The organism is Mycobacterium simulans, from assembly GCF_900232995.1.
GTDB classification, from domain to species: domain Bacteria; phylum Actinomycetota; class Actinomycetes; order Mycobacteriales; family Mycobacteriaceae; genus Mycobacterium; species Mycobacterium simulans.
The window spans coordinates 11,354-36,272 of sequence record NZ_OCVX01000006.1; the positions used below are offsets into that span (position 1 = coordinate 11,354).

Genomic DNA, 24,919 nt, shown 5'->3' on the forward strand with positions numbered 1-24,919 from the left:
CACAGGGTTGCAGTGGTAGGCGGGGGCGGCGCGGAGAGAGCGCGAGGGGGGGTGGCGGGGGGGGCGTCGGGTGTGTAAAGGAGCCGGGGGCGGGGGGGGGGGGGGCGGGGGGGGCGGGATCGCCCCGCCGCAGCCACCTGGCGGTGCCGGGCCCGGGAGCGGCTCGTCGCCGCTGACGCAGTCGTAGTAGAACTGGGGGCCGACTATCCAGGTTTTCATCCACTGGTGCCAATACGACCCGTCGGGGTACTTCTCGCCGTCGCACACGGCCAATTGGCCCCAACCCCATCGACCACCCGGGCACCAGCCCTTCGTCATGTCCGGCTGATGCGGGTCAGGCGGGTCAGCGCTGGCAACCGCACCGGAAAACATAAGCGCCGCAGTACAACCCAGTATCGCAGCGCCGAGGCGAGTGAGTTTCAACTTCATTTCGACTCCTGAGTCGCGGCGATGAGGTGCTGGTGGACGGGCCTTCGTTCTAGCACCCATTCGCGTCAGCGGTCAATCCTCGACGGTCTACTCATATGGGACATATGCCCTAGTCACACCGGTAGCACGATCCCGGTGGCCTGGCCCAGGATGATCTGCTGGCCGCCTGGGGGCACGTAGCCGCCGGTGGGCCCGTAGGTGCCGTAGGTCGGGTTGGTCGGGACGGCCCCGGCGTACATGTCGTTGATCCAGCCGGTGGACAGGGTGTACACGGCCGCGGTGGCGCCGGGCGGGGAGAAGCCGGTCAGCAGCTGGGCGGCAAAGTCGATGAGGGGGTTTCCGCCCAGCATCGCGTCGACATGCGAGCCGCCGACAATCTCGACCCCGACGAACTGCCCCGGGTACAGGCTGACCAGTTGATTCGTGGTGGCACCGAAATCGTTGAACGGCTGTGGGGGTGCGGCCACCGTATAGACGGGGATATTCGCCGACTGCAAGGTGGATATCGCAGTCCCGAAGGCCGCGGAATCGAATCCGGCCCCGTCGAACATCACCACACCGCGAAGGTGGTTGGTGTTTGTCCCGAGCGCCGCGATGTAGTCGCCGCCGGCGATTGTGGCCAGGGCACCCCCGGCGGAGTGTCCGGTCAGGACGAAGTCCTCCGGTAGCTTGCCCAGGTAACCGGCTTGGTTGGCACTAATGTTCAGCGCCGTCTGGTTGCCCAGGAACAACGAGCCCACGCCCTGCTGCAACTCCGCGCCGCCTATCCAGGTACCGAACGGCAACGGAATCGAGGGCACAGTGGGAGTGACCACGACGCTATTGGTCTGCTGGGCCAGCTCGATGGCCAGTGGCTGGTAGAACCAGCCGATCGCCCCCCAACCGTGCTGCAGATAGGCGGTGCCGGTGGCGTTCACCGAACCGCTTGCCTGCGTCGGGAAGTACCACAGTGCGGGGGCCGGGTAGCTGAACTGGGGAATCGGGATTCCCAGCAAGGAGGTCGGACCAACCGGGATTTGTAGGAACGAGAACCCGATCCTGACACCGGTCACCCCATTGGTGCCTGGGGCAGTGACGGCCACGGTGGAGGGGAAGTTCAGCACCCCACCCAGGCCTACCGCGTTTGTCGCCGAGTTGAGCAGCGCTCCCAGCGTTGCGATCTCGGGACTGGCAGCCGCGGCGCCGCCGAACAGCGGACCCCCGATCAGGCTTTCGGCCGGTTGCAGCAAGGCCCGCAGCGGCAACACATTTGCGGCCTCGGCGGCCGCATACTCGGCCGCTGCCGCACTCAACGCACGGACAAACTGGGCTTGCAACTGGGCCGTCTGCGCGCTCAGCGTCTGAAACTCTTGGGCGTAGCCGCCAAAAGGCTTGCGAGAGCCGCCGATATCTCGTCGCCGGCCGCTGCGATAATCCCGGTCGTCGGAGGCGCCGCGGCGGCAGCGGCCCGCTTGATCGCCTCCCCGATCCCGGTCAAGTCCTCCGATGCTGCGGCAAGAGCCTCGGGTACTGCAATCACGTACGACGACATCGGCGGCTCCCTTCTCCGAGATGGTAGGCAGGTTCGCCCCGGGTTGGCTAACGATTCGACATTCGGAGGTGGCGCCGAGACTCGTAGGGCTAACGCAGCACGTGAACCGGCACGTTGCTCCAGCCCGCTACGTTCTGCATGTTGACCCGCTTGCAGCCATTCCAGTCGACCTCGTAGCGAGGCATGAAATCCAGCATCCGGTCCAGTGCGATCGCGCTTTCCAGGCGCGCTAGTGCCGCACCCAGGCAGCTGTGGATGCCGTAGCCGAACCCCAGATTCAGTGACTGAGTGCGGTCGCGGTCCAGGTCGAAGGTGTCCGGGTCGGCCCACGCCAGCGGATCACGGTTAGCCGAGGCACCCACCTGGAACACCGGCTTGCCCGCCGGAATGGTCACGCCGTGCAGCGTGATCGCACGCGTCGAGCGCCGCACGTTGTACTGCGCGGGCGCCTCGTAGCGCAGCAGTTCCTCGACCGCGCGCGGGATCTTGCTGCGGTCGTCGAGCAGCTTGCGCCACTGGCCGGGATTTCTGGCGAACACCACTGCGGCATTGCCCAGCAGTTTGGTGACGGTCTCGGCGCCGGCACCGCCCAATAGCGTTGCGAATTCCGTGATTTCGACATTGTCGAGCGGTGTCATCTCGCCGTTGTCGCGTTCGATCTCGGATTCGATCAGCCTGCTCAGCAGATCGTCGGCCACGTTCTCCCGGCGCTTCTTGATGAGCCGGAAGTAGTAGATGGCCATGTCGACGGCGGACTTCAGACCGGCCTCGCTCATCTCGACCTCACCGGGGTCGCGGTGCAGCAGGTCATCGATCCATAACCGGATCTGCTGGCGATCCTGCTCCGGAACGCCCTGCATCGTCGTCATCACGTCTACCGGGAACAGAGATGGTTCGATGCCGATCAATACCGACGGCGGCCTGATCGCCGACGGCGAGCCAATCGGCGCATCGGGTTTGCGTCAGATCCACGAGATCGTCCGCCAGCTTCGCGGCCAAGCCGGTGACCGTCAGGTTCCGGGCACACCCAAGGTCGGCTTCACCCAGCTCTACGGGGCACCCGGCACGGCTGCCGCCACCATCCTGACCACCTGACGTTCTTATGCCGACCAGACGCAGAATCGCACGCAATCTTGCGATTTCGTGCGATTCTGCGTCTGCTCGCGAGGGAAAGGCGACCGTGCCGAGCAGGCGGAAGACAACCACCAAATCGGGCGTTACGCGGGTTGCTACCTTATAAGGTAGCATCGTGGCATGGCCGTCATTCGACCTCCATCGCAGCGCAGCATTGACGCTTGGGCCGGCAACGTTCTTCGGGTGGTACGCGCGAAGGCCGGGCTGACGCAACGGCAATTGGCCGCTAAAGCCGGGGTTCCATACAGCACGATCGCCAAGATCGAGTCGGGATCGCGCCAACCCACGCACCCCACGATGGCGAAAATTCTTGCTGCGGTGGATCTGTCACTGTCCACCCACTTGGTGCCGTATGACGATCACGACGATGTGCTGTGGGAGCAGGCGCAACGCCGTAGCGCAGCCGAGCAGACAGGCATCCAAGCCGAGCAGGCAAGACTGGCTCGGGAGGCGACCTGAAGGAGTTCAATCCGACGGCCATCCTCACAATCCTGGCCCGTCACCACGTCACCTACGTGTTGATCGGCGGCTATGCGGCCCTCCTCCGAGGCTCGGGTTTCGCCACCATCGACATCGATATTGTGCCCGACCGCACCGCAAGAAACTTGGCGAATTTGGCTGCGGCGTTAAACGATCTCGATGCCAAGATCCGTGCCGCCGGCACGGACGGACTCCCGTTCAGTGCTACCGCGGGATCGTTGCAGGGCATCAGCGTTCTGAATCTGACCACACGCTTCGGCGACCTGGATCTGGCGTTCTCGCCCTCCGGCTTCAGTGCCGGCTTCAACGCGATGCGCCCGGCAGCCACTACGATGACCGTCGACGGTGTGAGCGTTCTGGTCGCCTCCCTCGATGACGTGATCACATCGAAGGAAGCTGCCGGGCGAGACAAAGACTTTCAAACCCTCCCGGATCTCATTCGCCTTCAGCAAGAGCACCAGAAGTCAGGCGGTCGGGACTAGTCGTGACGATTTGCACGAACGGCGGACCCGGCACGGCGGTGGGCATTTTTCAGGAGGCCTTCCTAGCCGTCGATGAGTAGTTCGGCTTGCCGAGGCCCAGCACGTGCTGCGCGATCATATTGCGGAAGACCTCCAGCGTCCCACCGTAAATCCCAGCCAGCGGAGCGAACCGGTAAAGATACTCCGAAGCCCCGCCGTCGGCGGCCCCGTCGGTTTCGATAGGCAGCACCGAGGCAGCCCCGGCGATGTCCATCAGATCGGCACCAATGTCGCGCATAGTCTGTGCCTGCGCGACCCGGCCGAAGATGCTCGGAGTGGCCAATGCAGCCTCCATTCGAGCGGCGCTGCGGCCCAACCGATATGCCACCGACGCGTCATCGATGGGCCGCACCCCGCCAACGCCCGGTCGCCCGACCCGAGCCGCCACGGCATCGACCGCGGCGGACATGAACCCGGCCTGGTGCGCCATGATCGCGACGTCCTGCAACCCATCGGGTGCCGCGGCGACCGCACCGTGTTCGACGTCCAGCGGTCCGCGCAGCACGGTCCAGCCGCCATTGACCTCGCCGAGCAAGTACTTGTCGTCAACACGGACATCGCTGTAGTACACGATGTTGGTTCGGTCGCCGTCGACGGTACGAATGCCCTGGATGTCGATGCCGGGTAGGTCAAGCGGAACTAGAAACATGGTCAGGCTCTTGTGTTTCCGCGCATCCGGGTCGGTGTTGGTGATCAGGAAGACGTACTGGCAATTGTGCGCGCCGGTGGTGAACATCTTCGAGCCATTGATCACCCACTGATCGCCGTCGCGCACGGCCCGCGTCTTGCATGTCGCAACATCGGATCCGCCCTCAGGTTCGGTGTAACCCAGGCACATCCGCACCTCGCCGCTGAGCACCTTGGGCAACACCTCGTCGACGAGCTCGGGCTTGCCGAACGCGGCCACGGCGCGGGCCACCATCGACGTGGTGCCCCAGGTCACCCACGGCGTATGGAAACGGCGCTTCTCCAGCTCCCAGATCCGCCGACGAACCCGGCTGAAACCGCCTTCCTCGAACGGCTTCCACTCCTTCTCCAGGTATCCGGCCGCGCCGATGGCCAGGTGCACGCCTTCGTCGAAGTTGTCGCCGGTGTCGCGGTCGCGCCGGCGAACCTCCTCGGTCACGTGTTCAGCGAGGAACCCGCGGACCTCCGCCAGAAACGCCTGGTCGTCGGCGTCGAGTTCGACAAGCGTGAAATCCATTGTGCTACGCGCTTTCGCGCTCGGCGACGAGTTGCCCGACCCGTTTAGCCGTGGCGCCCGGATCGCCGCCGGCCAGCGCCCAGCCCCGAGCCCGGACTAGATACGCCGTTGCGGCGGCCTCGACGGACACCCCGAGACCGCCTTGGATGTGGACCGCCATGGTCGCGGCTTTGGGCGCCTCCTCGGCCATAAACACAAACGCGCACCCGGGCAATTCCGGTCGCTCGTCGGGCTCGTTGTCGAGGAACCACGCGGCCCGACGGGCAAGGTTGCGGCCGCCCTGCACGGCAATCGCCATGTTGGCCAACGGATGCGAAATCGCCTGCAGCGTCGAGATCGGAACCCCGAGCGTGTACCGCGTCTTGGCGAACTCTGCCGCGATCGTCATCGTCTGCTCAACAAGTCCAACCAGCGCCGCGGCAGTCAGCACCCGCCATTCGTCGAGCGCGCGACGATAGGCCGCGACCGCCGTAGGACCCGAGCCCAGCACCGTCCGCGAATCGGCCGCGGCGGGATCCACCCACGCCATCGGAAGCTGGCCGAGGTTGGGCACCCGCGCGGGCCGGGTAGCAAACCGAAGCAGAACCACATCATCACCGTCCCGAACCAAAAGGCCGTCAGCGATCGCGGCCGCCGGGATAAGTCGCGACCCTGCAACGGGTTCCAGCGCGACGTCCAGCCCGAGAATCCGGTTGCCCTCGATAACGTCAACCTCCATGGCCCCCAATCGTTCGGCCAGCCGCGCTGCACACACGTGGTCGATCCACGGCACCGGCGCGAGCGCTCGGCCCAATTCTTCGGCGACCAGTGCGAGATCCACCAGGGTCGCCCCGTCACCGCCGGTGTCCTCCCCCACCGCCATCGAGGTGGCGCCCATCGCACACAACCGCTCCCACAGGCTCTTGTCGAACCCGGCTTCCTGTGCGGCCCAGACCGTCTCGATCGGGCAGTGGGCCTGCAGCAGTTCGCGGTAGGCGGCCTGCAGGGCCTTGTGATCCTCGGTCAGGCTGTAATCGAGTCGGCGCAATTCGTATCTATCCATCCCTCACCGCTCCCTGAAGAAGAATTCGTTGGCGTTGTTGTAGAGGTAGTTGTCCAGGACTTCGGGGGGCAGATCGAGGGCATTCGCTTCGGGCACCACGCGATGCTGGCGCAGCACCGGCCAGTCGGAGGCGAAGATGACCTTGCCCGGCCCTCGCGTGCGCATGTAATGAATAAGGCTCTCCGGCAGCCGCTTTGGCGACCATGCCGAGGTCATCAGTCGCAGGTTGCGGTATTTGATCAGCATCCGGATCGCGATGTCCCACCACGGATCCGCGCCGTGGATCATGCACAGCTTCAACTCCGGGAAGCGCACGCAGACCCGGTCGAGGTGGATCGGGTTTTGCACCTCGCCGGGAATCGGCGGGCCGGGAATGCCGGTGTTGACGCACAGCGGCAGGTCGAGCTCGGCGCACTTGGCATACAGCGGGTAGTACACGGCATCGCTGGGCGGGTACATGCCGTCGGCCCAGAAGCTCGGGCCGACAACGGCATAGGCAACCGGAAGGTCGGCCACCGTCGAGGTCAACTCCCGTAACGGCCCCACCGGGCGCAGCAGGTTAACCCCACCGAGAGCCAGCGCGAATCGATCGGGGCGCGCATCGACGAACTTGCGGGCAGTCACCGACGGCTTGGCCAGGTTGTCCATCAGGATGGCCTTTTGCACGCCGAGTTCGTCCATCTCGTCGAGCAGCTCGGACAAATCCACCGGGTCGAACATTGACGTGGGGCCCTTGAAGTAGTCGTCGCGGACCTTGGTCATGAATTCCGGCTGCGTTTCCGTCTCACCGAAGTGCACGTTGACCAAGCAGTCGATGACGGGCCGTGGCGCGGTCATTGTCCGGCCGTCCTAACCGTCTCAGCGGCTTGTTGTTTGGCCCATCGGTAGTCGGCCTTGCCGTTGCCCAGTCGGCGCACCCTATCGACCACAAGGAACGCCTTGGGTGCCTTGAACCGCGCCAACTCGGCGGTGCAGTGCGCGCGCAACGCGTCGTCGTCGGCCTCGAAACCGCCACGCAATTCGATCAGCGCCACGACTTCCTCCCCCCACCGCGAGCTTTCCCGGCCGACCACCAACGCGTCGGCCACAGCAGGGTGCGCGCGCAGCACCTCTTCGACCTCTTCGACGAAGACCTTCTCGCCACCGGTGTTGATTACCAGCGAATCCCGGCCGAACAGCCGCAGCGTGCCGTCGGCCTCCACCGAGGCGCGATCGCCCGAAATCACCACCCGCTGCCCATCCACAACAGGAAACGTCTTGGCCGTCGCCACACGATCGTCGAAGTAGCCCAACGGAATTCGGCCGACGCGGGCCACCCAGCCGATCTCAGGATCACCCGGCGATAGAAACCGGCTGTAGTCCTCCGACAACACCAGCCCGCCCGTGCGGAGCACGAAGGTATCGGCGCGGGTGCCGTGCCGACTGTGCCCGAAGCCCATGTTTCCCGTCTCCGAGGAGCCGTAGCCGTTGATCAAGATGATGTGGGGCAGGTACTCCAGCAGGGCTCGTTGATATTTGACGTTGGTGGCCGCCCCGCCGGTACCGATGGCAAACAATGAAGACAGGTCGTAGCTGCGCCGCCCAAGTTCTTCCACGAACTGCGCCGCATAGGCATCGCCCACCATCGTCATCATGCCGACCTTCTCGCGTTCGGCAATCGCGAGCGCCGCCGCCGGGTCGAACTTCTGCCGGGTGTCATACAGTACAGCCGTCTGTCCGGCCAGGAACGCCGCGAACGCGGTCCACATGCCGGCGGCATGCATCAACGGCGAAACCGCGAACCACGGCGGGCCTGCGTTTCGCGCCCGCTTATGGATCTCGTCGACGACGGCGTGGTCCTCACCGTTCATCGACGCAACGTAGATGTCGGCCTGCCGCCACATCACGCCCTTGGGCCGGCCGGTGGTGCCGCCGGTGCAGATCATCAGCACGTCGTCGGGCAACGGTGTATTGCCGTGATCGGAATCACCGTGCGCCAGTGCGTCTTCGAAGGAAACGGCACCAACTAGCTCCGGAAAGTCGCTGCCGTCGTCAACCGAGATCAACAATTCGACGCCCTCACAAGGCAGGACGTCGGCGAACTTGGCCCCTAAAGAGCGGTGGTACACCACCCCACGCGGTTTGACGTAGGCCAGCAAGTCGGCGACTTCTCGCGGTGTGTAGTAGTGGTTGACGTTGACCGGCACCACCCGAGCCTTGAGACAGGCGATGACCATGTCGGGGTACAGGTCGTTGTGCATGATGAGCGCCACGCGGTCCTGCCCACACTCCCAGCCATCGAGCCCCTCACGTTCGGCGTGCGCGCCAAAACCCTTAGCGGCCAGATAGTTCGCCAGCCGACGGGTCCGTTCCGCCGACTCCGCGAACGTGCTTCGGCGCGACCCGCAGACGGTCATCACGCGATCCGGCACGGCTTCGGCGACCGCGTCCAGGACCGCCCCGATCGTCCATTCGGCCATGAGCTAGGCCGACACCCGGACATTCGCACCGAGTAGGTCAAGCGCGTTGTCGCGCATGACCTTTCGGGTGTCTTCGGTGCTGAACTCCGGGAACTGCGGAATGTCAGCGGTGAACGACATCGGATCGGCGAGCCCCTCACCATGAGGCCAGTCCGAGCCGAACAGGATCTTGTCCACGCCGATCGTCTCGGCGAGCAGCTTCACGTCGTCTTCGTAATAAGGTGCGATCCACACATTGTTCCGCAGCTGCGCCACCGGATCCTCTTTGAAGTGATACGGGGCGGTGTTGGCGGCCTTCTTCAGCCGCTTGATCAACCGGTAGACGAAGTACGAGCCGTTCTCGATGCTGACGACCTTCAGCTTGGGATGCCGGGTGAAGACCTGGTGCACGATCATCGATGCCATCGTGTCGTGAATCGCCCGGTCGTCCAACAGAACTTGGTCGAGCGGGTCCTTCTTGCCGAACCCCTCGAAGGTCGCCGTGCCGCCCCACAGTGCGTTGATCGCCAGATAACCGCTGTCACTGAGGTGAAAGCCAACGGGCACACCGGCTTCGGCCAGCCGAGCCCAGACCGGATCGTGCAAGGGGTCACCCAGCGAACGCGGCTTGACCCGTCCGGGGACCGGGGCCGGACGTACCAGCACCAGCCTGGCGCCCCGGTCCAAGACGAACTCGACTTCCTCGATGGCCTTATCCGGGTCGGCCAGGGAGATGATCGGCGCCGCGATGATCCGGTGATCGGGCCGGTCGAAACCCCAGTCCTCATCGAGCCACAGGTTGAAAGCGTGCACCGACGCTATCGTGGCGTCGATGTCATGCTTGAGCGCCTCCTCGACACCGCAGCCGAATGTCGGCAACATGAACACCGTCTCGAGATTCTGGGTGTCCATGACCTTCACCCGGGCATCCCGGTTCTGGTATTCGGGATGGTTCTCCAGCCGATCGACCTTCATCAGCGACGCCGGATCGACACCCTCGGGGATCTCGCCGCGAAACAGCAGATCCAGACAGCCCGGCTCGATGATGGGGTCGAAGGTCGGGTTCGGGATGAACTGATTGATCCGCTCGCCGATCACGGCCCAGGTGCGCTTGCCGTCGTGGAGCATCTGCACGCCGCGACGCTTGAATTCCTTCGGCAGGTGCCGGGTGAACGAGTCGATCGGTTCGTAGTAGTGGTTGTCGACGTCAATCGCCTGGTAGTCCAACGTCGTCATGGTGGACATCCCTTCAATCGCTGCGAGCCGCGAGCGTGATGACTAATACATACTGTATACTTATCGGTACCGCTTTCTACAACGCGGGCCAAGCCGGCAGCCGATCCGTCAAATGCCTGATCAATCCGGGTGCCCTGGGCTATGCGATGGCACCGGAGTTCTTCAGCACTTCGATGCGGTCCCAGTCCATGCCCAATTCCATCAACACCAGTTCGGTGTGCTCGGACGCCTGCGGGGCCCGCGTGGTGGTCAAGGGCTCATGGTTGAACTGCACCGGCCCGCGGACGACCTTGAACGGCGCTCCCCCGTCGGCGGCTTCCACTTCGACGATCATGTCGTTTGCCAGCGCCTGTTCGTCGTCGGCCAGGTCGATGAGGCTCTGGAACGGCGCCCACTGGCCCTTCATCGTCTTGAGGTGCCGACGCCAGTAGTCAAAAGGCTTGCCGGCGAACGCCTTCGCAATCAATTCGGCGGCGGCGTCGGCGTTCTGGATCAACGGCAATACATCGGAAAAGCGCGGATCGTCAGCGGCCTCGGGGATGCCGAGATGTTCGAACGTGTCGCGGATCAGCCCGGTCGGGCTGATGATGCACAGATTGATCGTGCCACCGTCGGAGGTCACATAGTTGCCCATGAACGGGTTCACCGATGGCGCACCAGATCCCGGCATGGGCGTGCGCATAACCGCGCCGGTCTCCATGCCCTGGGTCACGCTCGCGCCGGCCGCCCACCATGCGGTGCTCAGCAACGATACGTCCAGCTCGAGAGCTTCGCCGGTGCGTTCGCGGTGCAGCAATGCGGCCGAGATACCGCCCGCGATGAACATGCCGCCAATGGAATCGCCGAACGCGGGAATGCCCTGTCCCAGTGCACCGCCCAGCTCCTCGGGCGTCAGCGCGTAGCCGACCCCGCTGCGGGTCCAAAAGGCCGTGCCGTCATAGCCGCCGACATCGCGCTCGGGTCCCTTGTCGCCGTATGCCGACCCGCGCGCATAGACGATGTCAGGGTTCGCAGCGCGGATGTGCTCCACGTCGAACCTGTGCTTCTGCCGAACCCTGGGCATGTAGTTGGTCAAGAACACATCCGATGTCTTGGCCAGTTCGTAAATCACTTCCTGGCCGCCCGGCGTGGAAACGTCGATGCCGACGCTGCGCTTGCCCCGGTTTGGATGTTCCATCAGCGGATGTCGGTCCGGATTTACCTGGATGCCACCCATATTGAGGAAGCCGCGCTGGGTATCACCGCGCACCGGATGTTCGACCTTGATGACGTCGGCGCCCCAGTCGGCCAGTATGGCGCCGGCGGCGGGGACGAACGTGAACTGTGCGACCTCCAGGACCCGGAAGCCCTCCATCACCTTGATCATGTGACCCCATTCCGTGACGCCGTCGATCGGTCCGCAAGTGGCGCAGAGTAATCGGGTTTGCCCAAGCCAAGCGTGTATTCCGCGATCATGTTGCGGAACACCTCGAGCGTGCCGCCGTAGATGCCCATCAGCGGAGCGAACCGGTAGAGATATTCGGCGCCGGACGACAGCGCTGAGGCTGTACCGAGTATGTCCATCAGGTCCGGTGAGATGTCCCGCATGGTCTGGGCGATCGCCACCCGGCCGAAAATGTTCGGGGTGCTCAGCGCGGCCTCCATGCGAGCGACGCTACGCCCCAGCCGATATACCACCGAGCCGTCGGGATCGGCCTGCGCGGCACACGCCGCGGCCTGATCGACCGCTTCGGCCATGAGCCCGGCCTGGTGCATCATGACCGACGTGTCCTGCAACCCATCGCGCCCGGCCTTCACCGCGCCGTGCTCGACATTGAGCGGCTCACGCAACACGGTCCAACCCTCGTTCACCTCGCCCAGCCGATACTTGTCGTCGACGCGGACGTCGCTGTAGTACACGAGGTTGGTGCGCTCGCCGTCCACGGTGCGAATACCCTGGATCTCGATGCCCGCGGAGTCCAGCGGCACCAGGAACATTGTCAGGCTCTTATGTTTTCGCGCCTTCGGATCGGTGTTGGTGATCAGGAACACGTACTGACAGTTATGGGCTCCGGTGGTAAACATCTTGGCGCCGTTGATGACCCAGCTGCCGCCATCACGCACGGCTCGCGTCTTGCACGTGGCGATGTCGGACCCGCCCTCAGCCTCGGTGTAGCCCAGGCACATCCGGACGTGGCCGCTGAAGACTTTGGGTAGCACCTCCGAGACGAGCTCGGGCGAACCGAATTTCACCACCGCGCGCGCCACCATGGCAGTCGTCCCCCACGTCACCCACGGCACATGCACCCGCCGCTTTTCCAGCGTCCAGATGCGTCGTTGCAGCCGGGTCATGCCGCCGTCGGATGCGGCCGTCCACTCGGCTTCCAAATACCCTGCCGCGCCGAATGCCAAGTGCAGTCCCTCGTCGAAATTGTCGCCCGTCTCGCGGTCGCGCTGTCGAACCTCGTCGGTCATGTGCTCGGCGAGAAAGCTTCGGGCATCGTCGAGGAACGCCTGGTCCTCATCGGAGAGCGTGAGACGCGAGAAATCCATCGTTTGCCCCTAGGAATCCAGCGGCGGAAACCGCGGCGGCCGCTTCTGCAAGAAGCTCACGATCCCCTCGATGACGTCTGGGCGCGGCAGCGCCTCCCACATCAGCGCTTCGGCATCGGCGGTGGCGGTCGCAACATCACGGCCGGTGTCGGCGTATGCCTGCCGTTTGATCACTGAAAGCGCAGCTGGAGAACAGTTTTGGGCGATATCCTCGGCGTAGTCCAGCACCCGCGCCATCAGATCCTCCGGTGCCACGACTTCCTTGACGAGGCCGAGCCGCGCCGCCTCGTCGGCCAGAAACGTACGTCCGCTGAGCAACAGGTCAAGCGCTACGCCCCACCCTGTGAGGCGCGGAAGTATCCACGAGATGCCAAACTCGGCGATCAGTCCGCGTCGGGCGAACACCGCGGCGAACTTGGCGCCGGCCGCGGCGAACCTGACGTCGCACATCAAGGCCTGGGTAAGGCCGATGCCGACGCAGGCACCGTTGATGGCCGCAATGACCGGTTTGCGCAGCTCGGTCACGAAATGCGGCGGACGTTCACCGACCAGGTCCGCCACCGTCTTGCCGCCAGCCTTCTCCAACGAATCGCTAACGGCGGGAGCAGAACCCGATGAACCGAGATGGGCACCGGCACAAAACGCCCGACCCCGGCCGGTCAGCACAATCACCCGGATGGCCGGGTCCTGTTCGGCACGATCGATGGCGGAATAAAAGGCGGGCGCCATATCGGGACCCCAGGCGTTGAGCCGCTCCGGGCGATTGAGCGTGACGATCGCGACACCACGCGGAGTGGCCTCGTAGAGCACCGCGTCGTCAACGTGGCTAAGCATCAATGAGTCCCAACCGCCGATAGGCCGCTTCGATCTGGGCCTTCGCTTCGGGCGGCACTTCGGCCTGCGGGGGTCGCGAATGCGGATATGCACCGATCGGCAAACCAAGCAGCGACGCAGCGTATTTGAACGCACCACCCCAGTGGGTGAAGTAGTCGGATCGTCCTGGGTAGCACGTGAACCACGATCCGAGGTCGATGTCGAACTGGTCCAGGCCAGACTCCCGCCCGTAGTCCATGGCCTCGAGCAGCTTGTCATTCAAGATCAGATCCCAATACTCGGAAAAGATTCTGCGCTGCGGAGTCTCGAACAAATAGCCGGCCGTTCCCAATTGTGCCGGGCAAACGATGCCGTCCCGCAGCCAGCCGGCGCGGTACACCGTCTTGTCGCATTCCCAGACCATCAAATCGGGCGCCAGCTGATGCAGCAACCGGCTGCTCTGCGGGCGAAAGGCACCCTCCTTGGTGGCACACACCGCGGGCACTTCGTCGTAAATCCGCGCCCCTTCGGCGGGACTCAACACGTAACCCGAGGACGGCGAATTGAACATGCCCAGTGCGATATCCGTGCGCGCGGCGATGTATTGGAAAAATCTGAGCACGCCGGCGCCACCGTGCGCCTCCATCATCGGCGTTTGGATATAGGCGATGTCGGCGCCCGCCTGCTGCGCATGCAACGTCAACTCTAAACAGTCCTTGACCGCCGTGGCCGCTGTGCAAGCCTGGACGACGACACCCGGGTTCGCTCTGCGCCCCACTTCGATTGCCACCTCTAGCAGCCGTTTTCGCTCGTCGAGGGTCAGCGACCAGAACTCCGCGATCCCGCTGGTGCACCACAACATCGGGTGGCCGAGATCGGCGACGCAATAGTGCACCAAAGTCCGGTACGCGTCCCAGTCGATATCGTCACCGTCGGTGCCGCAAAACGGCGTATAGAGCGAGTCTCCGATTCCGCGCAGAGCGCTGCGCGCCCATCTCCTGGCTTCCGCGGCCGTGGCCATAATGCCTCCTCCTCAAGACAGTTAGGTGAAATCCGAACCGCCGTCGACATTGATGTTGGCCCCCGTCATGTACGAATTACGCCGTGACGCGAGGAAAGCCACCACCGGCGCGATCTCGGTTGGCAGGCCGGCACGCGGCAAGTGCGCCGGATGCCCAAAGTGCTTGGCGATCGCCTCCATCAAGGCGTAGGGATCGTTGCCGTCGACACCGACCGATGAAGCCCAGCCGACCAGTGACTCGGATGCGATGCTGCCCGGCGAGACGACGTTGACCAGGATCTCGTCCTTGGCCAGCAGCAGGGACAGGTTTTTGGAGACGCTGGTCAGCATCGCCTTGGCACCCGTGTAGGCGGGCAGTATCACGCTTTGCCGCTGCGTCGAGTGCGCCGAGAAGTTCACGATCCGCGCCCACTGCGCCTTGCGCAACAGCGGAAGTGCAGACCGAACGCAGCGCACCATGCCCATCACGCCCGCCTCGACGGCTTGGCGCCACTGCTCGTCGGTCAAGTCTTCGAAGCTGCCTACCGAGCCCGGACCGACCGCGTTGATGAGGACATTGAGTTCGCCGCCCCATCGCTCACCGAGCTCCGCGAACAAGGCGTCGACCTGTGCGGCGTCGCAGACGTCGGCGACCAGCCCGACGGCATCGGGGCTACCGCAATCCGTCAGCTCGTCGGCCGCGCTGTCAACCTTGGTTTGCTGCCGACCGACGACGGCCACTTTCGCGCCGTCGGCGGCAAGGCAACGAGCGGCGGCAAAACCCATGCCACCACTGCCGCCCACGACCACCGCGGTGGCATCTGCCAGGCCTAGATCCATAGCGCACCGAGTGTTACCAAAAAGCCTACGATAGGTATTACAGTAGCAGACAGCGGATGTACCCCGGTAAGGTTGACGACCGCGTACCAGGATAGATCTTGATGGAGGTGCCCGTAGTGGCAAAGCAGGCGACCGCCGAGAAGCGTCAGCGACGCGAACGCGGTTCCATCAATCCCGATGACATCATCAGCGGCGCATTCGAACTCGCGGAACAGGTTTCAATAGACAACCTGAGCATGCCGCTGCTGGGCAAACACCTTGGCGTCGGCGTCACCAGCATCTACTGGTACTTCCGCAAGAAGGACGATCTGCTCAACGCGATGACCGACCGCGCGTTGAGCAAGTACGTCTTTGCCACCCCATACGTCGAAGCCAACGACTGGCGCGAAACGTTACGCAATCACGCGCGGTCGATGCGGAAGACGTTTATGGGCAACCCAATACTGTGCGACCTGATATTGATCAGGGCAGCCTTGAGCGCAAAAGCGGCCCGCCTGGGTGCTCAGGAGATGGAGCGAGCGATTGCCAACCTGGTTGAGGCCGGACTCTCGCCGGAGGACGCCTTCGACACTTACTCCGCGGTTTCGTTACATGTGCGGGGGTCGGTGGTGCTGCAGCGCCTCTTCGAAAAGAATCAGTCGTCGGACGACGGTTCGCGCACGATTGAGGACGCGGTTGCCATCGATCCACATACCACTCCGCTGATCGCTCAGGTGACCGGTAAGGGCCATCGCATCGGGGCTCCCGACGAAACCAACTTCGAATACGGCCTCGACTGCATCCTGGACCACGCCAGTCGATTGATCGACGACGGCGCGAAGGCCGCCCGCAAGGCGCCGGCCCGCCAACGCAAGACCACCGCTAAACGTTAAGGTTCCTATTCCGTTTCGGGTTCCGGGACGTGGAAGTGCTCGTCGCGCAACCGGAATGCCTCCTTGGTGCCGTGCTCAGCGCGCGTCTTGACGAAGTTGAACTCCCCCGGTGCGAATTGCAGATTCGTGCCAAATGCATGGAATAGATAACTCGCGACTTCCTCACCCTGGTACGCCTGGCTCTGCTCGACGAGGCGGAACGCCTCCTTGGCGATGACGACACCGTCGGCGGGCATCTTGGCCGCCTTTTCGGCCCAGTATCGAGCACGCGCCGCGACCGATCCGGGATCGCAAGTGTCAGTGAAGATTCCGAGGTGCTCGATCTCGCCAGCCTCGAGGATGTCACCGGTCAGCAGCAGTCGTCGGACCAGTACCGGTCCCAAGCGGTGGAAGAACATGTGCAGGCTGCCCAGCGCGGGGCCGAGGAAGCGTGTTGCCGGCATGCCGATCTTCGTGTCGCGCGCAATGACCGAGATGTCGGTCATCAGTGCGATCTCGAAGCCACCGCCCAGGGCATAGCCGGCGATCTCCCCCACCGTCACCTTCGGGAAGCCCATGAAGTTGTGGTAGAAGCCAAATGACTTGCGGTCCACGGCAAGTCGGCGACGCTGACTGGGCCGACGTTTTTCGGCCGGCGAGCCGCTTTCGCCGTACCAGCCGTAAGCATTGTTCATGTCCGCCCCGGTGCTGAAGACTCCGTCCGCTCCGCGCAGCAGCACCACCGTGAGATCGTCGTCGTCGGCCACGCGGTCCAGACAGCGGGCGATCGCCTCGCGCATGGCGGCGTCGTAGGAGTTGCGTTGCTTGGGGTTGTTGAGCGTGATGGTGGCGATTCGCATGTCGTGATCGACCTCGAAAAGTACTCGCTCGTCCAAACCCTCCGAGGAGGTCATGTGCCGAACTCCTTTCGCCGCGCGCCGAATTGATATCCGGCAAGCCTGTCGGGCTGCGACGCCAACGTATTGACCTCACCCGTGCAGAGCACCTGGTCGTCGAGCAGCAGACGCGCCGTCGACGCGACCCCTCGTTCGGTCTGCGATCGGGCAATGTCGAAACGCAGCTCGGTAAGCAGAGGTGTCGGTCGGCGGAATGTCACGGACAGTGCTCGTGTCTTTCCGGAAAGCCCGGCGACGCAACTGTGATGCTGGATAACGCAGTCGAAGAAGACACCGAGAAAGCCACCGTGCACCAGCCCGGGCGGCCCCTCGTAGACAAGCGGGAAACTGACCCGGCCGCTGGCATTCTCGGCATCGAGGTGATCGAACTGGTACTCGGGAAAGCAGGGGTTGTAGGCGGCAATGTCGGTTGCGTGATTCAGATAGACCCGACGGGCGTCGTCCGCGCGGTCACCGATTCGAGGGGCAGGATCGGCGGGAGCCGCTGCCGCAAGTTCGCGCTCCCAATCGGCGAATTGCGCCAGCATGGCGTCAACCGGCGGGTGGGGATGTTCCAGCGAAAGCAGCAACGAACTCAGGCGGCGGATGGCACCCGCGGCGGCGACGGTCTGGGCCAGCGGCGTTTCTCCGAACTTCGGCCCCATGCGTCCCTTCCTCTTTGGGTTTCACCCGCTTATTCCGTCGGTAGCGTTTCCTTGCTAACTTATACAGCGTAGCAATCGTATCGCCTACTGTAGGGGTAACGATATAGTGAGTCACGACGCCGACTCGGCCGAAGCTGAGGGCTCGGTAACAACGAGCCGGGACGGCGCGGTACTGCGAGTCACACTCGACCGCCCGCTACGGCGAAATTCGTTGACGCACAGGATGATCGATGGGTTCGTCGACACGCTAACCGATGCTGCGGCCGACGACTCGCTGCGCGCGATTCACATCCGCGGGGCGGGAGACGACTTCTGCGGTGGCGCCGACTGGGTGGCCACCAACAACGGTGGGCCACGTCCTCGCACCGGTGACCTGGTGCGGCGCATCCCCCACGCCGCTCACCGAGTCATCGAGCTGGTGCACAGCATCCAGCTGCCGGTGGTGTGCAGCGTGCGGGGCTGGGCCGTGGGCATGGGCTGCAATCTGGCGCTGTCCGCCGATTTCACCGTCGCTACCACCGACGCCGTGTTCTGGGAGCCGTTCGTGGATCGCGGGTTCAGCCCGGACTCGGGCTCGACCTGGCTGCTGCCCCGACTGGTCGGCCTCGCCCGTGCCCGGCGGATGCTGCTGCTCGGCGAGAAGGTGAACGCATCCGACGCAGCTGACTGGGGTCTGATTCACCGGGCCGTGGACGCCGGTGAGCTCGACAAGACGGTGGACGAGCTGCTGACACGACTGTCTTCGGGTCCCACGGTTGCGATTGGGCTGGCCAAGCAGGCGTTGAACTTCGGTCAGCACGCAACGCTGAGCCAGTCCCTGACCCAGGAGCTGTACAACTTGGAACTATCCTGCCGAACAAGCGATTTCAAGGAAGGCCTGGAAGCGTTTCGGCGCCGGCGCGACGCGAAGTTCGAGGGCCGTTGATGTTTGACACCATTACCTACGAGGTGGACGCGCATACGGCCACTATCACGCTGAATCGTCCAGAGGCCCTCAACGCGCTCAGCCCGCACATGATCACCGAACTGCGGGCCGCCTACGACGAGGCCGAAAACGACGACAAGGTGTGGCTGCTCATAGTCACCGGCACCGGCCGCGCGTTCTGCACCGGAGCCGACGTCAAAGCGATTCCCGCCGACGGCAAAGTGATCTACGAGCGGCCCTACCTGTCGACCTACGACCAGTGGGAGGCGCCCCAGGAAGGCACACCGCCGTTTCGCCGCATGGCGAAGCCGTTACTGGCGGCCGTTAACGGGTTGTGCTGTGGCGCGGGCCTGGACTGGGTTACCACGTCAGACATCGTCATCGCATCCGACAAGGCCACCTTCTTCGATCCACATGTCAGCATCGGGTTAGTCGCCGGCCGGGAGTTGGTGCGGCTGGCCCGAGTGCTACCCCGTTCCGTCGCCCTGCGAATGGCGTTGCTGGGCAAGCACGAAAGGATGAGCGCGCAGCGCGCATTCGACCTCGGATTGATCAGTGAGATCGTCGAACACGGCCGCTTACTCGAACGTGCCCACGAAATCGCCGACATCGTGAACTCCAATGCACCCCTTGCGGTCCGGGGGACGCGGCTGGCCATTCTCAAGGGTCTGGATCTCCCGCTGCACGAGGCCGAGATGCTCGCCGAAGCATTCCGCGAACGCGTGCTGCGGACAGAGGACGCGCAGGAGGGCCCCAAGGCGTTTGTCGAAAAGCGGAAACCGGATTGGCAATGCCAATGAACGCCCCCGGTTTCGAACGGATCCTGCTCGACATCGACACCACCGACCACGTCGCGACCATCACTCTGGATCGGCCCGAAAAGCTCAACGCGTTCGACCGCACCATGTGTGAGGAGATGGCGCAGGCGTGGCGCATCGTCAAACTCGACGAATCTGTGCACGCGGTGGTGCTAAGGGCATCCGGCCGCGCGTTCAGTGCAGGTCTCGATATCAAGTCCCCCTATGGTCAGCCCAAAAACGTGTGGAATCACGAGGATCCCGGTGAATCGCTGAGCCCCAAGTGGCAAAAGATGTGGAAGCCGGTGGTGTGCGCCGTTCAGGGCACGTGCACCGCGGGCGCGTTCTACTTCATCAACGAAGCCGACGTGGTCATCTGCTCGGCAAATGCAACCTTTTTCGACTCGCACGTATCGGTCGGTCTGGTCTCCGCAATGGAGCCGATCGGCCTGATGCGCCGCATCGGTCTTGGCGAAACGTTGCGGATCGCGCTGATGGGCAATGATGAGCGAGTCCACGCCGACACCGCGCTGCGGATCGGATTGGTTTCGGAAGTGGTTGACCCAGAACAGTTGTGGACACGTGCCCATCAGATCGCGGCGACGATCGCGGCCAAGCCGCCGTCGGCGACACAGGGCACCGTGAAAGCGATCTGGGAGTCGCTGGACCGGCCCTACCGGGCCGCCATGGAACAAGGGCTCATCTATACCCGGCTGGGTAATCCACTCGGCACGGCGGAATTGGCGGCCAGCAAGGCTCCTCCCGCGCACGAACCAAAGATCCGGTGATGCACCCGCTGAGCCAACGCATCGCCGACGTACTGGATTTGCAGCCTGGTGCGCATGCCGTCGAGTATGACGGCCAATGGTTTTCGTGGGGCCAGCTCGGCGTGACGGCGCGGCGTATCGGGTCACTTGCCGCACCCGAGCTCCAGATCGGGATCCTGCTGCGTAACCGCCCCGCTCACGTGGCGGCGTTCCTCGGCGTTCTGCTGGGCGGCGGAACCGTGGTAACCATCCACCCCGCTCGCGGTGATGACCGTACCAGAGCCGACATCGCCGGCCTGGGTCTGCCGGTGATCGTCGGCGAATCCGACGATCTGGAAGCACTCGTTGCCGATACGCCTAACATGACCGCGGTGTCGCTCTCGGGCATCTTCGACCGGTCCGACGAACCGCCGGCGGCGTCACCAGGAAACCCGTCTGCCGTCGCGGTTCGAATGCTGACCAGCGGAACCACCGGCCCGCCAAAACGAATCGACCTCAGCTACGACATGTTGGCGCACAGCGTGATGGGCGCCGACTACGAGGGCGCACCGGCGCCTAGCGAGCTGCGCCGGGGCGTCGCGATCGTCAACTCACCGCTGGTCCACATTGGCGGTGTCTTCCGGGTTCTGCAATGCGTCGCCCAGGCGAGACCGTTTGTGTTGCTAGAACGATTCGAGCTCAACGCCTGGATAGAAGCGGGGCGCAAGCACCGTCCCCGCACGGTATCGCTGGTGCCAGCCGCGCTGCGGACGGTGTTGCACGCCGACCTGTCGCGCGCCGACCTAGCCGGCATCCGCGCCGTTACCTGCGGTACCGCCCCGCTATCGGCCGATGATGCCGACGCCTTCACCGAGAAGTACGGGATACCCGTCCTGACTTCTTATGCCGCAACCGAATTCGGTGGTGGAGTTGCCGGCTGGACCCTCCCCGATTACCAGCAATTCTGGCGAACCAAACGCGGCAGCGTCGGCCGGGCCAAACCCGGCGCGCAACTACGCGTGGCCGATGAGGGAGGCGCCATACTCCCGCCGGGCCAGGTTGGCCGGCTGGAGGTCAAGCCGGGACAGCTGGGGCCGTCGGCGGAGTGGATGCGGACCTCAGACATGGCGCGCATCGACGCCGACGGCTTTGTCTGGATCGTCGGTCGGGCCGATCAGGCGATCATCCGCGGCGGCTTCAAGGTCATGCCCGACGACGTTCGCATCGCCCTCGAGGCCCACCCCGCGGTGGCCGGCGCCGCTGTGGTCGGACGTTTCGACGAGCGTCTTGGCCAGACACCGGTAGCCATGGTGGAATTGCGCGGGTCAGCGTCTACCGATTCCGGCGAGTTGGTCGAATACCTACGGACTCGCCTGGCGGCCTATGAGATTCCGACCGAAATCGCGATCGTCGACACGATCCCCCGAACGCCGTCCGGCAAGGCCGACCTGAACGCGATTCGGCGCTTCTTTAGTAACACAGCTGATCATGCCCGGTGACACCGTCGCCGAAGTCCTGCGACGCCAAGCCCGTTCGCGCGCAGACCATCCGCTGTTGGTGTGCGACGGTGACCGCATGAGTTACGCCGGTGCCGATCGCCGCTCGGCGGAACTAGCCCGCGGCCTGATCGCTCTTGGCGCGGGCAAGGGAACCCATGTGGGGCTGCTCTACCCGAACGGCGTCGATTTTGTCGTGGGAATGTTGGCGGCGGCGCGTATCGGCGCGGTGGTTGTCCCGTTCTCCACCTTTGTCACCGCTCGCGAGTTGCGCGACCAGCTAGTAGATAGCGACGTGCGGATTCTATTGAGCGTCCAGTCGTTTCGCTCCCATGATTACCTGGACCGGCTGACGCAGGTACTAGGTACCGAGTTCGACAATGACGAGCGGTTGTTCTGCCCCGCCACACCGCAATTGCGCCACGTCGTCACCGATTTCGAACCTGGATGCCGACGTGGCGACACAATTGAACCCGCCCTTCTAGCCGCAATGGAAGACGATGTCGACGGCTCCGACGTGCTGGCGATTGTGTACACCTCGGGCTCGGAGAGTGCGCCTAAGGGAGTAGTGCACACCCACGCCGCACTGCTGCGACATCAACAGAACCTGAACACGATTCGTGGCCTGATGGCCAACGACAAACTGTTCTGCAACTCGCCGTTCTTCTGGATAGGTGGTTTTGCATTCAGCCTGCTGGCCACGTTGGTTGCCGGGGCGACTCTAGCGTGTTCCAACACGACCGACGCTGACGAGATGCTCGACTTCCTAGAAGAGGAAAAGCCCACCATGACAAACGGTTTCGCTGCCGGAATCGCGCACCTGCCCAACAGTCCGAGCTTCGCCGAGCGCGACCTCTCGTCGATGCGCCGGGGCAACCTCTATCCGATCATGGCGCCCGAGGCCCGGCCGGCCGATCCGGAATTGCGACACAACATGCTAGGGATGACCGAAGCAGGCAGTGTCCTGCTCATCAGCGGGGACGAATCGGACCAACCCGAAGAGCGACGCGGGTCGTACGGCAGGCCGGCGCCAGGATTCGAGACGCTGATAGTCGACGGGGAACTGTATATCCGCGGACCATTCGTGATGCAGGGCTACCACAAGCGTGGTCGGGAAGAGTGCTTCGACGCCGACGGCTGGTTCCACACCGGTGATTTGGTGCACGCCGACGGCGAGGGGTTCATGTATTTCGTCGGCCGGCGCAGCGGAATGATCAAGACCGCGGGCGCCAATGTCTCGGCGGCCGAGGTTGAAAAGGCTATTGCCAAACTCGGTTTAGTAGCACACGTCGTGGGCATTCCGGATGCCGGGCGTGGACAGTTGGTAGCCGCAGTAGTCGTCCTGCCGGACGATGGTGAGAACTTTGACCAAGCGGCGCTGCTCGATCGCCTCAAGACGGAACTGTCGGCCTACAAGATTCCCAAACGGTTTATCGCCCTGCCGCGCGCCGAGGTGCCGCTGTTGTCCAGCGGCAAGGTCGATACGCAGCAACTGAAGAAGCTGTTTGATGCTTGACACCATCGACCAGCTGGTGCGGTCGCAAGCTGCGGAGCACGGTTCCAAACCGATGGTGATTGACCCGGCGTCGCGGATCAGTTACCGCGAACTCGACACGACCACAAGAGATTTAGCCGCGGCATTCATTGACGCCGGTGTGGGCAAGGGCACCCGGGTCGGGTTGATCATGCCCAACGGCACTCGCTGGGTGCAGGTCGCTGTCGCACTGACGCGCATCGGCGCGGTATTGGTCCCGTTGAGCACCCTGTTGCGGCCGGGCGAGCTGATCGCGCAGCTGCAGGTGGCGTCGGTGCAATTCCTGGTGAGCGTCGAGGAATTCCGGGGACACCGGTATCTCGACGACCTCCCGCAAGCGGAACTGCCTGCCTTGCAGGCGGTTTGGCCCGCCCAACAGCTCGCCAACGCCACGGCAAGCCAACGCGCTGGCCAAATCGTCGACGCCATGACCGAGACGGTCACCCGGGCTGACCCGCTGGTCATCATCTTCACCTCGGGCAGCAGCGGATCACCGAAAGGAGTCATACACTCCCACGGCAGCGCATTGGGCGCGGTGCAATCGGGCCTCGCGGCGCGCTGCATCACCTCTGACACGCGCTTGTATTTGCCGATGCCGTTCTTCTGGGTCGGCGGCTTGGGCGGCGGGATACTGTCCGCGCTGTTGGCCGGTGCCACGCTGGTGACCGAGGAATTGCCAAGACCCGAAACGACGTTGCGTCTGCTGGAAGCCGAGCGGGTCACGCTCTTTCGAGGCTGGCCCGACCAAGCCGAAGCACTAGCGCGGCACCCCGACCGCGCAGGCGTCGACCTCTCGGCGTTGCGCCCGGGCAGTCTGGAGGCCCTACTGCCGCCCGAGCAGTGGGCTCAACCAGGAGCACGCGCGGTCTTGTTCGGTATGACCGAGGCATTCGGACCATACTGCGGCTACGCCGCCGACGTGGACATGCCGCCGACGGCCTGGGGCAGTTGCGGAAAGCCGTTCCCCGGCATGGAAGTTCGCATCGTCGACACCGACACTGGCGATCCCGTCCCGGCCGGGACCGTTGGCATGATCCAGATCCGGGGACCGCACACACTGCGCGGCATCTGCCGTCACAGCCGAGAGGAACTATTCACCGCCGATGGCTTCTACCCCACCGGAGATCTCGGTCGGCTCAACGAAGAAGGCTACCTGTTCTACCACGGCCGATCCGACGACATGTTCAAAATCAGCGGTGCCACCGTGTATCCGGGCGAGGTCGAGCGGGCACTGCGCACCATAGACGGCGTCGACGACGCGTTCGTAACCAATGTGACTGGCGCTCAGGGAGAAAGAGTGGGCGCCGCGGTGGTGTGCGATGCGCTGACGGCCGAACAACTGAGCGGCGCCGCCCGCGGGTTGCTGAGCGCCTTCAAGGTGCCGACAGTATGGCTGCTGCTCGATTCCGATGACGACGTTCCCCGCGGCGGCACCGGCAAGGTCGACGTCCGTCAGCTGCGGGACATGTTGTTGAAAGCGAATCACGAGACCCGGGTCCAGGATTGACAGTTCGGGTCGACGGTGTCGCTACCGGTCCGCCTTAACCGGTCGGGCCGGGCGCACCGGGCCTGCCGAACAGCGTCCCACCGGCGCCGCCGAGGCCGCCATGCCCGCCGGCTCCACCGGGTTGGCCACCGGGCCCGCCGGCCCCGCCGTCACCGCCGTTACCGAACAGCCTGGCGGCCCCGCCATTACCACCTTTACCGCCGGTACCGCCGTCAGCGGGGGCGCCGTTCCCACCGGCTCCGCCGACGCCACCGGCCCCGCCGGCACCGATCAGCCCGCCGTTTCCGCCGGCCCCGCCCGCC

The 24,919-nt window shown here is 64.2% G+C and carries 22 protein-coding genes and 4 pseudogenes; 10 read left to right on the forward strand and 16 right to left on the reverse strand.

Annotated features, from left to right (window positions below; translation table 11 throughout):
* Positions 1 to 93: 93 nt before the first annotated feature.
* From MSIMFI_RS21880 to MSIMFI_RS21890, 3 pseudogenes are all read right to left on the reverse strand, one after another.
* Positions 94 to 429, reverse strand: a pseudogene (locus MSIMFI_RS21880) (hypothetical protein); the annotation flags it as partial.
* Positions 430 to 542: 113 nt separating this feature from the next.
* Positions 543 to 1,960, reverse strand: a pseudogene (locus tag MSIMFI_RS29385) (PE family protein).
* Between the two features lie 89 nt (positions 1,961 to 2,049).
* Positions 2,050 to 2,850: pseudogene (locus MSIMFI_RS21890) on the reverse strand (cytochrome P450); the annotation flags it as partial.
* A 1-nt stretch (position 2,851) separates the two neighbouring features.
* Here MSIMFI_RS21890 and MSIMFI_RS21895 point away from each other — a divergent pair.
* The 3 genes and pseudogenes from MSIMFI_RS21895 to MSIMFI_RS21905 all read left to right on the forward strand — a co-directional run.
* Positions 2,852 to 3,055: pseudogene (locus MSIMFI_RS21895) on the forward strand (thiolase C-terminal domain-containing protein); the annotation flags it as partial.
* A gap of 159 nt (positions 3,056 to 3,214) precedes the next feature.
* Positions 3,215 to 3,553, forward strand: a complete 339-nt coding sequence (locus MSIMFI_RS21900) for a helix-turn-helix transcriptional regulator (RefSeq protein ID WP_191499145.1) — start codon at positions 3,215 to 3,217, stop codon at positions 3,551 to 3,553.
* Positions 3,554 to 3,609: 56 nt separating this feature from the next.
* On the forward strand, positions 3,610 to 4,056 hold the full coding sequence (locus tag MSIMFI_RS21905; protein ID WP_191499146.1) for a hypothetical protein: 447 nt from the start codon (positions 3,610 to 3,612) through the stop codon (positions 4,054 to 4,056).
* Positions 4,057 to 4,105: 49 nt separating this feature from the next.
* Here the strand turns inward: MSIMFI_RS21905 and MSIMFI_RS21910 are convergent, their stop codons facing one another.
* The 10 genes from MSIMFI_RS21910 to MSIMFI_RS21955 form a co-directional block, all read right to left on the reverse strand.
* Positions 4,106 to 5,299, reverse strand: a complete 1,194-nt coding sequence (locus MSIMFI_RS21910) for an acyl-CoA dehydrogenase family protein (protein ID WP_191499147.1) — start codon at positions 5,297 to 5,299, stop codon at positions 4,106 to 4,108.
* A gap of 4 nt (positions 5,300 to 5,303) precedes the next feature.
* On the reverse strand, positions 5,304 to 6,341 hold the full coding sequence (locus tag MSIMFI_RS21915; protein ID WP_191499148.1) for an acyl-CoA dehydrogenase family protein: 1,038 nt from the start codon (positions 6,339 to 6,341) through the stop codon (positions 5,304 to 5,306).
* A 3-nt stretch (positions 6,342 to 6,344) separates the two neighbouring features.
* On the reverse strand, positions 6,345 to 7,178 hold the full coding sequence (locus MSIMFI_RS21920; protein ID WP_191499149.1) for an amidohydrolase family protein: 834 nt from the start codon (positions 7,176 to 7,178) through the stop codon (positions 6,345 to 6,347).
* Positions 7,175 to 8,800: an acyl-CoA synthetase gene (locus tag MSIMFI_RS21925; protein WP_191499150.1), complete on the reverse strand. Its 1,626-nt coding sequence runs from the start codon at positions 8,798 to 8,800 to the stop codon at positions 7,175 to 7,177. The genes MSIMFI_RS21920 and MSIMFI_RS21925 overlap by 4 nt, the downstream gene beginning before the upstream one ends.
* A 3-nt stretch (positions 8,801 to 8,803) precedes the next feature.
* On the reverse strand, positions 8,804 to 10,024 hold the full coding sequence (locus MSIMFI_RS21930) for an amidohydrolase family protein (protein WP_191499151.1): 1,221 nt from the start codon (positions 10,022 to 10,024) through the stop codon (positions 8,804 to 8,806).
* A gap of 130 nt (positions 10,025 to 10,154) precedes the next feature.
* Positions 10,155 to 11,369, reverse strand: coding sequence for a CaiB/BaiF CoA transferase family protein (locus tag MSIMFI_RS21935; RefSeq protein WP_191499186.1), 1,215 nt, complete (start codon positions 11,367 to 11,369; stop codon positions 10,155 to 10,157).
* Between the two features lie 8 nt (positions 11,370 to 11,377).
* On the reverse strand, positions 11,378 to 12,547 hold the full coding sequence (locus MSIMFI_RS21940) for an acyl-CoA dehydrogenase family protein (protein WP_191499152.1): 1,170 nt from the start codon (positions 12,545 to 12,547) through the stop codon (positions 11,378 to 11,380).
* Between the two features lie 9 nt (positions 12,548 to 12,556).
* Complete coding sequence (locus tag MSIMFI_RS21945) at positions 12,557 to 13,381, reverse strand: enoyl-CoA hydratase (RefSeq protein ID WP_191499153.1); 825 nt, start codon at positions 13,379 to 13,381, stop codon at positions 12,557 to 12,559.
* Positions 13,374 to 14,381 carry a dihydrodipicolinate synthase family protein gene (locus MSIMFI_RS21950; RefSeq protein WP_191499154.1) on the reverse strand — a complete coding sequence of 336 codons (1,008 nt, stop codon included), beginning with the start codon at positions 14,379 to 14,381 and terminating at the stop codon, positions 13,374 to 13,376. The genes MSIMFI_RS21945 and MSIMFI_RS21950 overlap by 8 nt, the downstream gene beginning before the upstream one ends.
* Positions 14,382 to 14,402: 21 nt before the next feature.
* Positions 14,403 to 15,200, reverse strand: a complete 798-nt coding sequence (locus MSIMFI_RS21955) for an SDR family NAD(P)-dependent oxidoreductase (RefSeq protein ID WP_191499155.1) — start codon at positions 15,198 to 15,200, stop codon at positions 14,403 to 14,405.
* A gap of 101 nt (positions 15,201 to 15,301) precedes the next feature.
* Here MSIMFI_RS21955 and MSIMFI_RS21960 point away from each other — a divergent pair, with 101 nt between their 5' ends.
* Positions 15,302 to 16,072 carry a TetR/AcrR family transcriptional regulator gene (locus tag MSIMFI_RS21960; protein WP_191499156.1) on the forward strand — a complete coding sequence of 257 codons (771 nt, stop codon included), beginning with the start codon at positions 15,302 to 15,304 and terminating at the stop codon, positions 16,070 to 16,072.
* Positions 16,073 to 16,077: 5 nt separating this feature from the next.
* On the opposite strand, the gene MSIMFI_RS21965 is transcribed toward MSIMFI_RS21960, so the two are convergent.
* The gene (locus tag MSIMFI_RS21965) at positions 16,078 to 16,965 is read right to left on the reverse strand and encodes an enoyl-CoA hydratase/isomerase family protein (RefSeq protein WP_191499157.1); all 888 of its coding nucleotides are present in this window, start codon (positions 16,963 to 16,965) and stop codon (positions 16,078 to 16,080) included.
* A complete protein-coding gene (locus MSIMFI_RS21970) occupies positions 16,962 to 17,612 on the reverse strand; it encodes a hotdog family protein (RefSeq protein ID WP_191499158.1) in 651 nt (216 codons plus the stop codon). Before MSIMFI_RS21970 ends, MSIMFI_RS21965 begins: the two co-directional genes overlap by 4 nt.
* Positions 17,613 to 17,718: 106 nt before the next feature.
* On the opposite strand from MSIMFI_RS21970, the gene MSIMFI_RS21975 reads away from it, so the two are divergent.
* From MSIMFI_RS21975 to MSIMFI_RS22000, 6 genes are read left to right on the forward strand one after another with little or no spacing between them, the layout of a single operon-like run.
* A complete protein-coding gene (locus MSIMFI_RS21975) occupies positions 17,719 to 18,537 on the forward strand; it encodes an enoyl-CoA hydratase/isomerase family protein (protein WP_191499159.1) in 819 nt (272 codons plus the stop codon).
* Positions 18,537 to 19,337: an enoyl-CoA hydratase/isomerase family protein gene (locus MSIMFI_RS21980; RefSeq protein WP_191499160.1), complete on the forward strand. Its 801-nt coding sequence runs from the start codon at positions 18,537 to 18,539 to the stop codon at positions 19,335 to 19,337. The genes MSIMFI_RS21975 and MSIMFI_RS21980 overlap by 1 nt, the downstream gene beginning before the upstream one ends.
* Positions 19,328 to 20,122, forward strand: coding sequence for an enoyl-CoA hydratase/isomerase family protein (locus tag MSIMFI_RS21985; RefSeq protein ID WP_191499161.1), 795 nt, complete (start codon positions 19,328 to 19,330; stop codon positions 20,120 to 20,122). The genes MSIMFI_RS21980 and MSIMFI_RS21985 overlap by 10 nt, the downstream gene beginning before the upstream one ends.
* Complete coding sequence (locus MSIMFI_RS21990; RefSeq protein ID WP_191499162.1) at positions 20,122 to 21,579, forward strand: class I adenylate-forming enzyme family protein; 1,458 nt, start codon at positions 20,122 to 20,124, stop codon at positions 21,577 to 21,579. The genes MSIMFI_RS21985 and MSIMFI_RS21990 overlap by 1 nt, the downstream gene beginning before the upstream one ends.
* Complete coding sequence (locus MSIMFI_RS21995) at positions 21,569 to 23,092, forward strand: class I adenylate-forming enzyme family protein (protein ID WP_191499163.1); 1,524 nt, start codon at positions 21,569 to 21,571, stop codon at positions 23,090 to 23,092. The genes MSIMFI_RS21990 and MSIMFI_RS21995 overlap by 11 nt, the downstream gene beginning before the upstream one ends.
* Positions 23,085 to 24,617: a class I adenylate-forming enzyme family protein gene (locus MSIMFI_RS22000; protein WP_191499164.1), complete on the forward strand. Its 1,533-nt coding sequence runs from the start codon at positions 23,085 to 23,087 to the stop codon at positions 24,615 to 24,617. Before MSIMFI_RS21995 ends, MSIMFI_RS22000 begins: the two co-directional genes overlap by 8 nt.
* A gap of 34 nt (positions 24,618 to 24,651) precedes the next feature.
* Here the strand turns inward: MSIMFI_RS22000 and MSIMFI_RS22005 are convergent.
* Positions 24,652 to 24,919, reverse strand: a 268-nt coding sequence (locus MSIMFI_RS22005) for a hypothetical protein (protein WP_224770375.1), incomplete at its 5' end; no start/stop codon positions are given.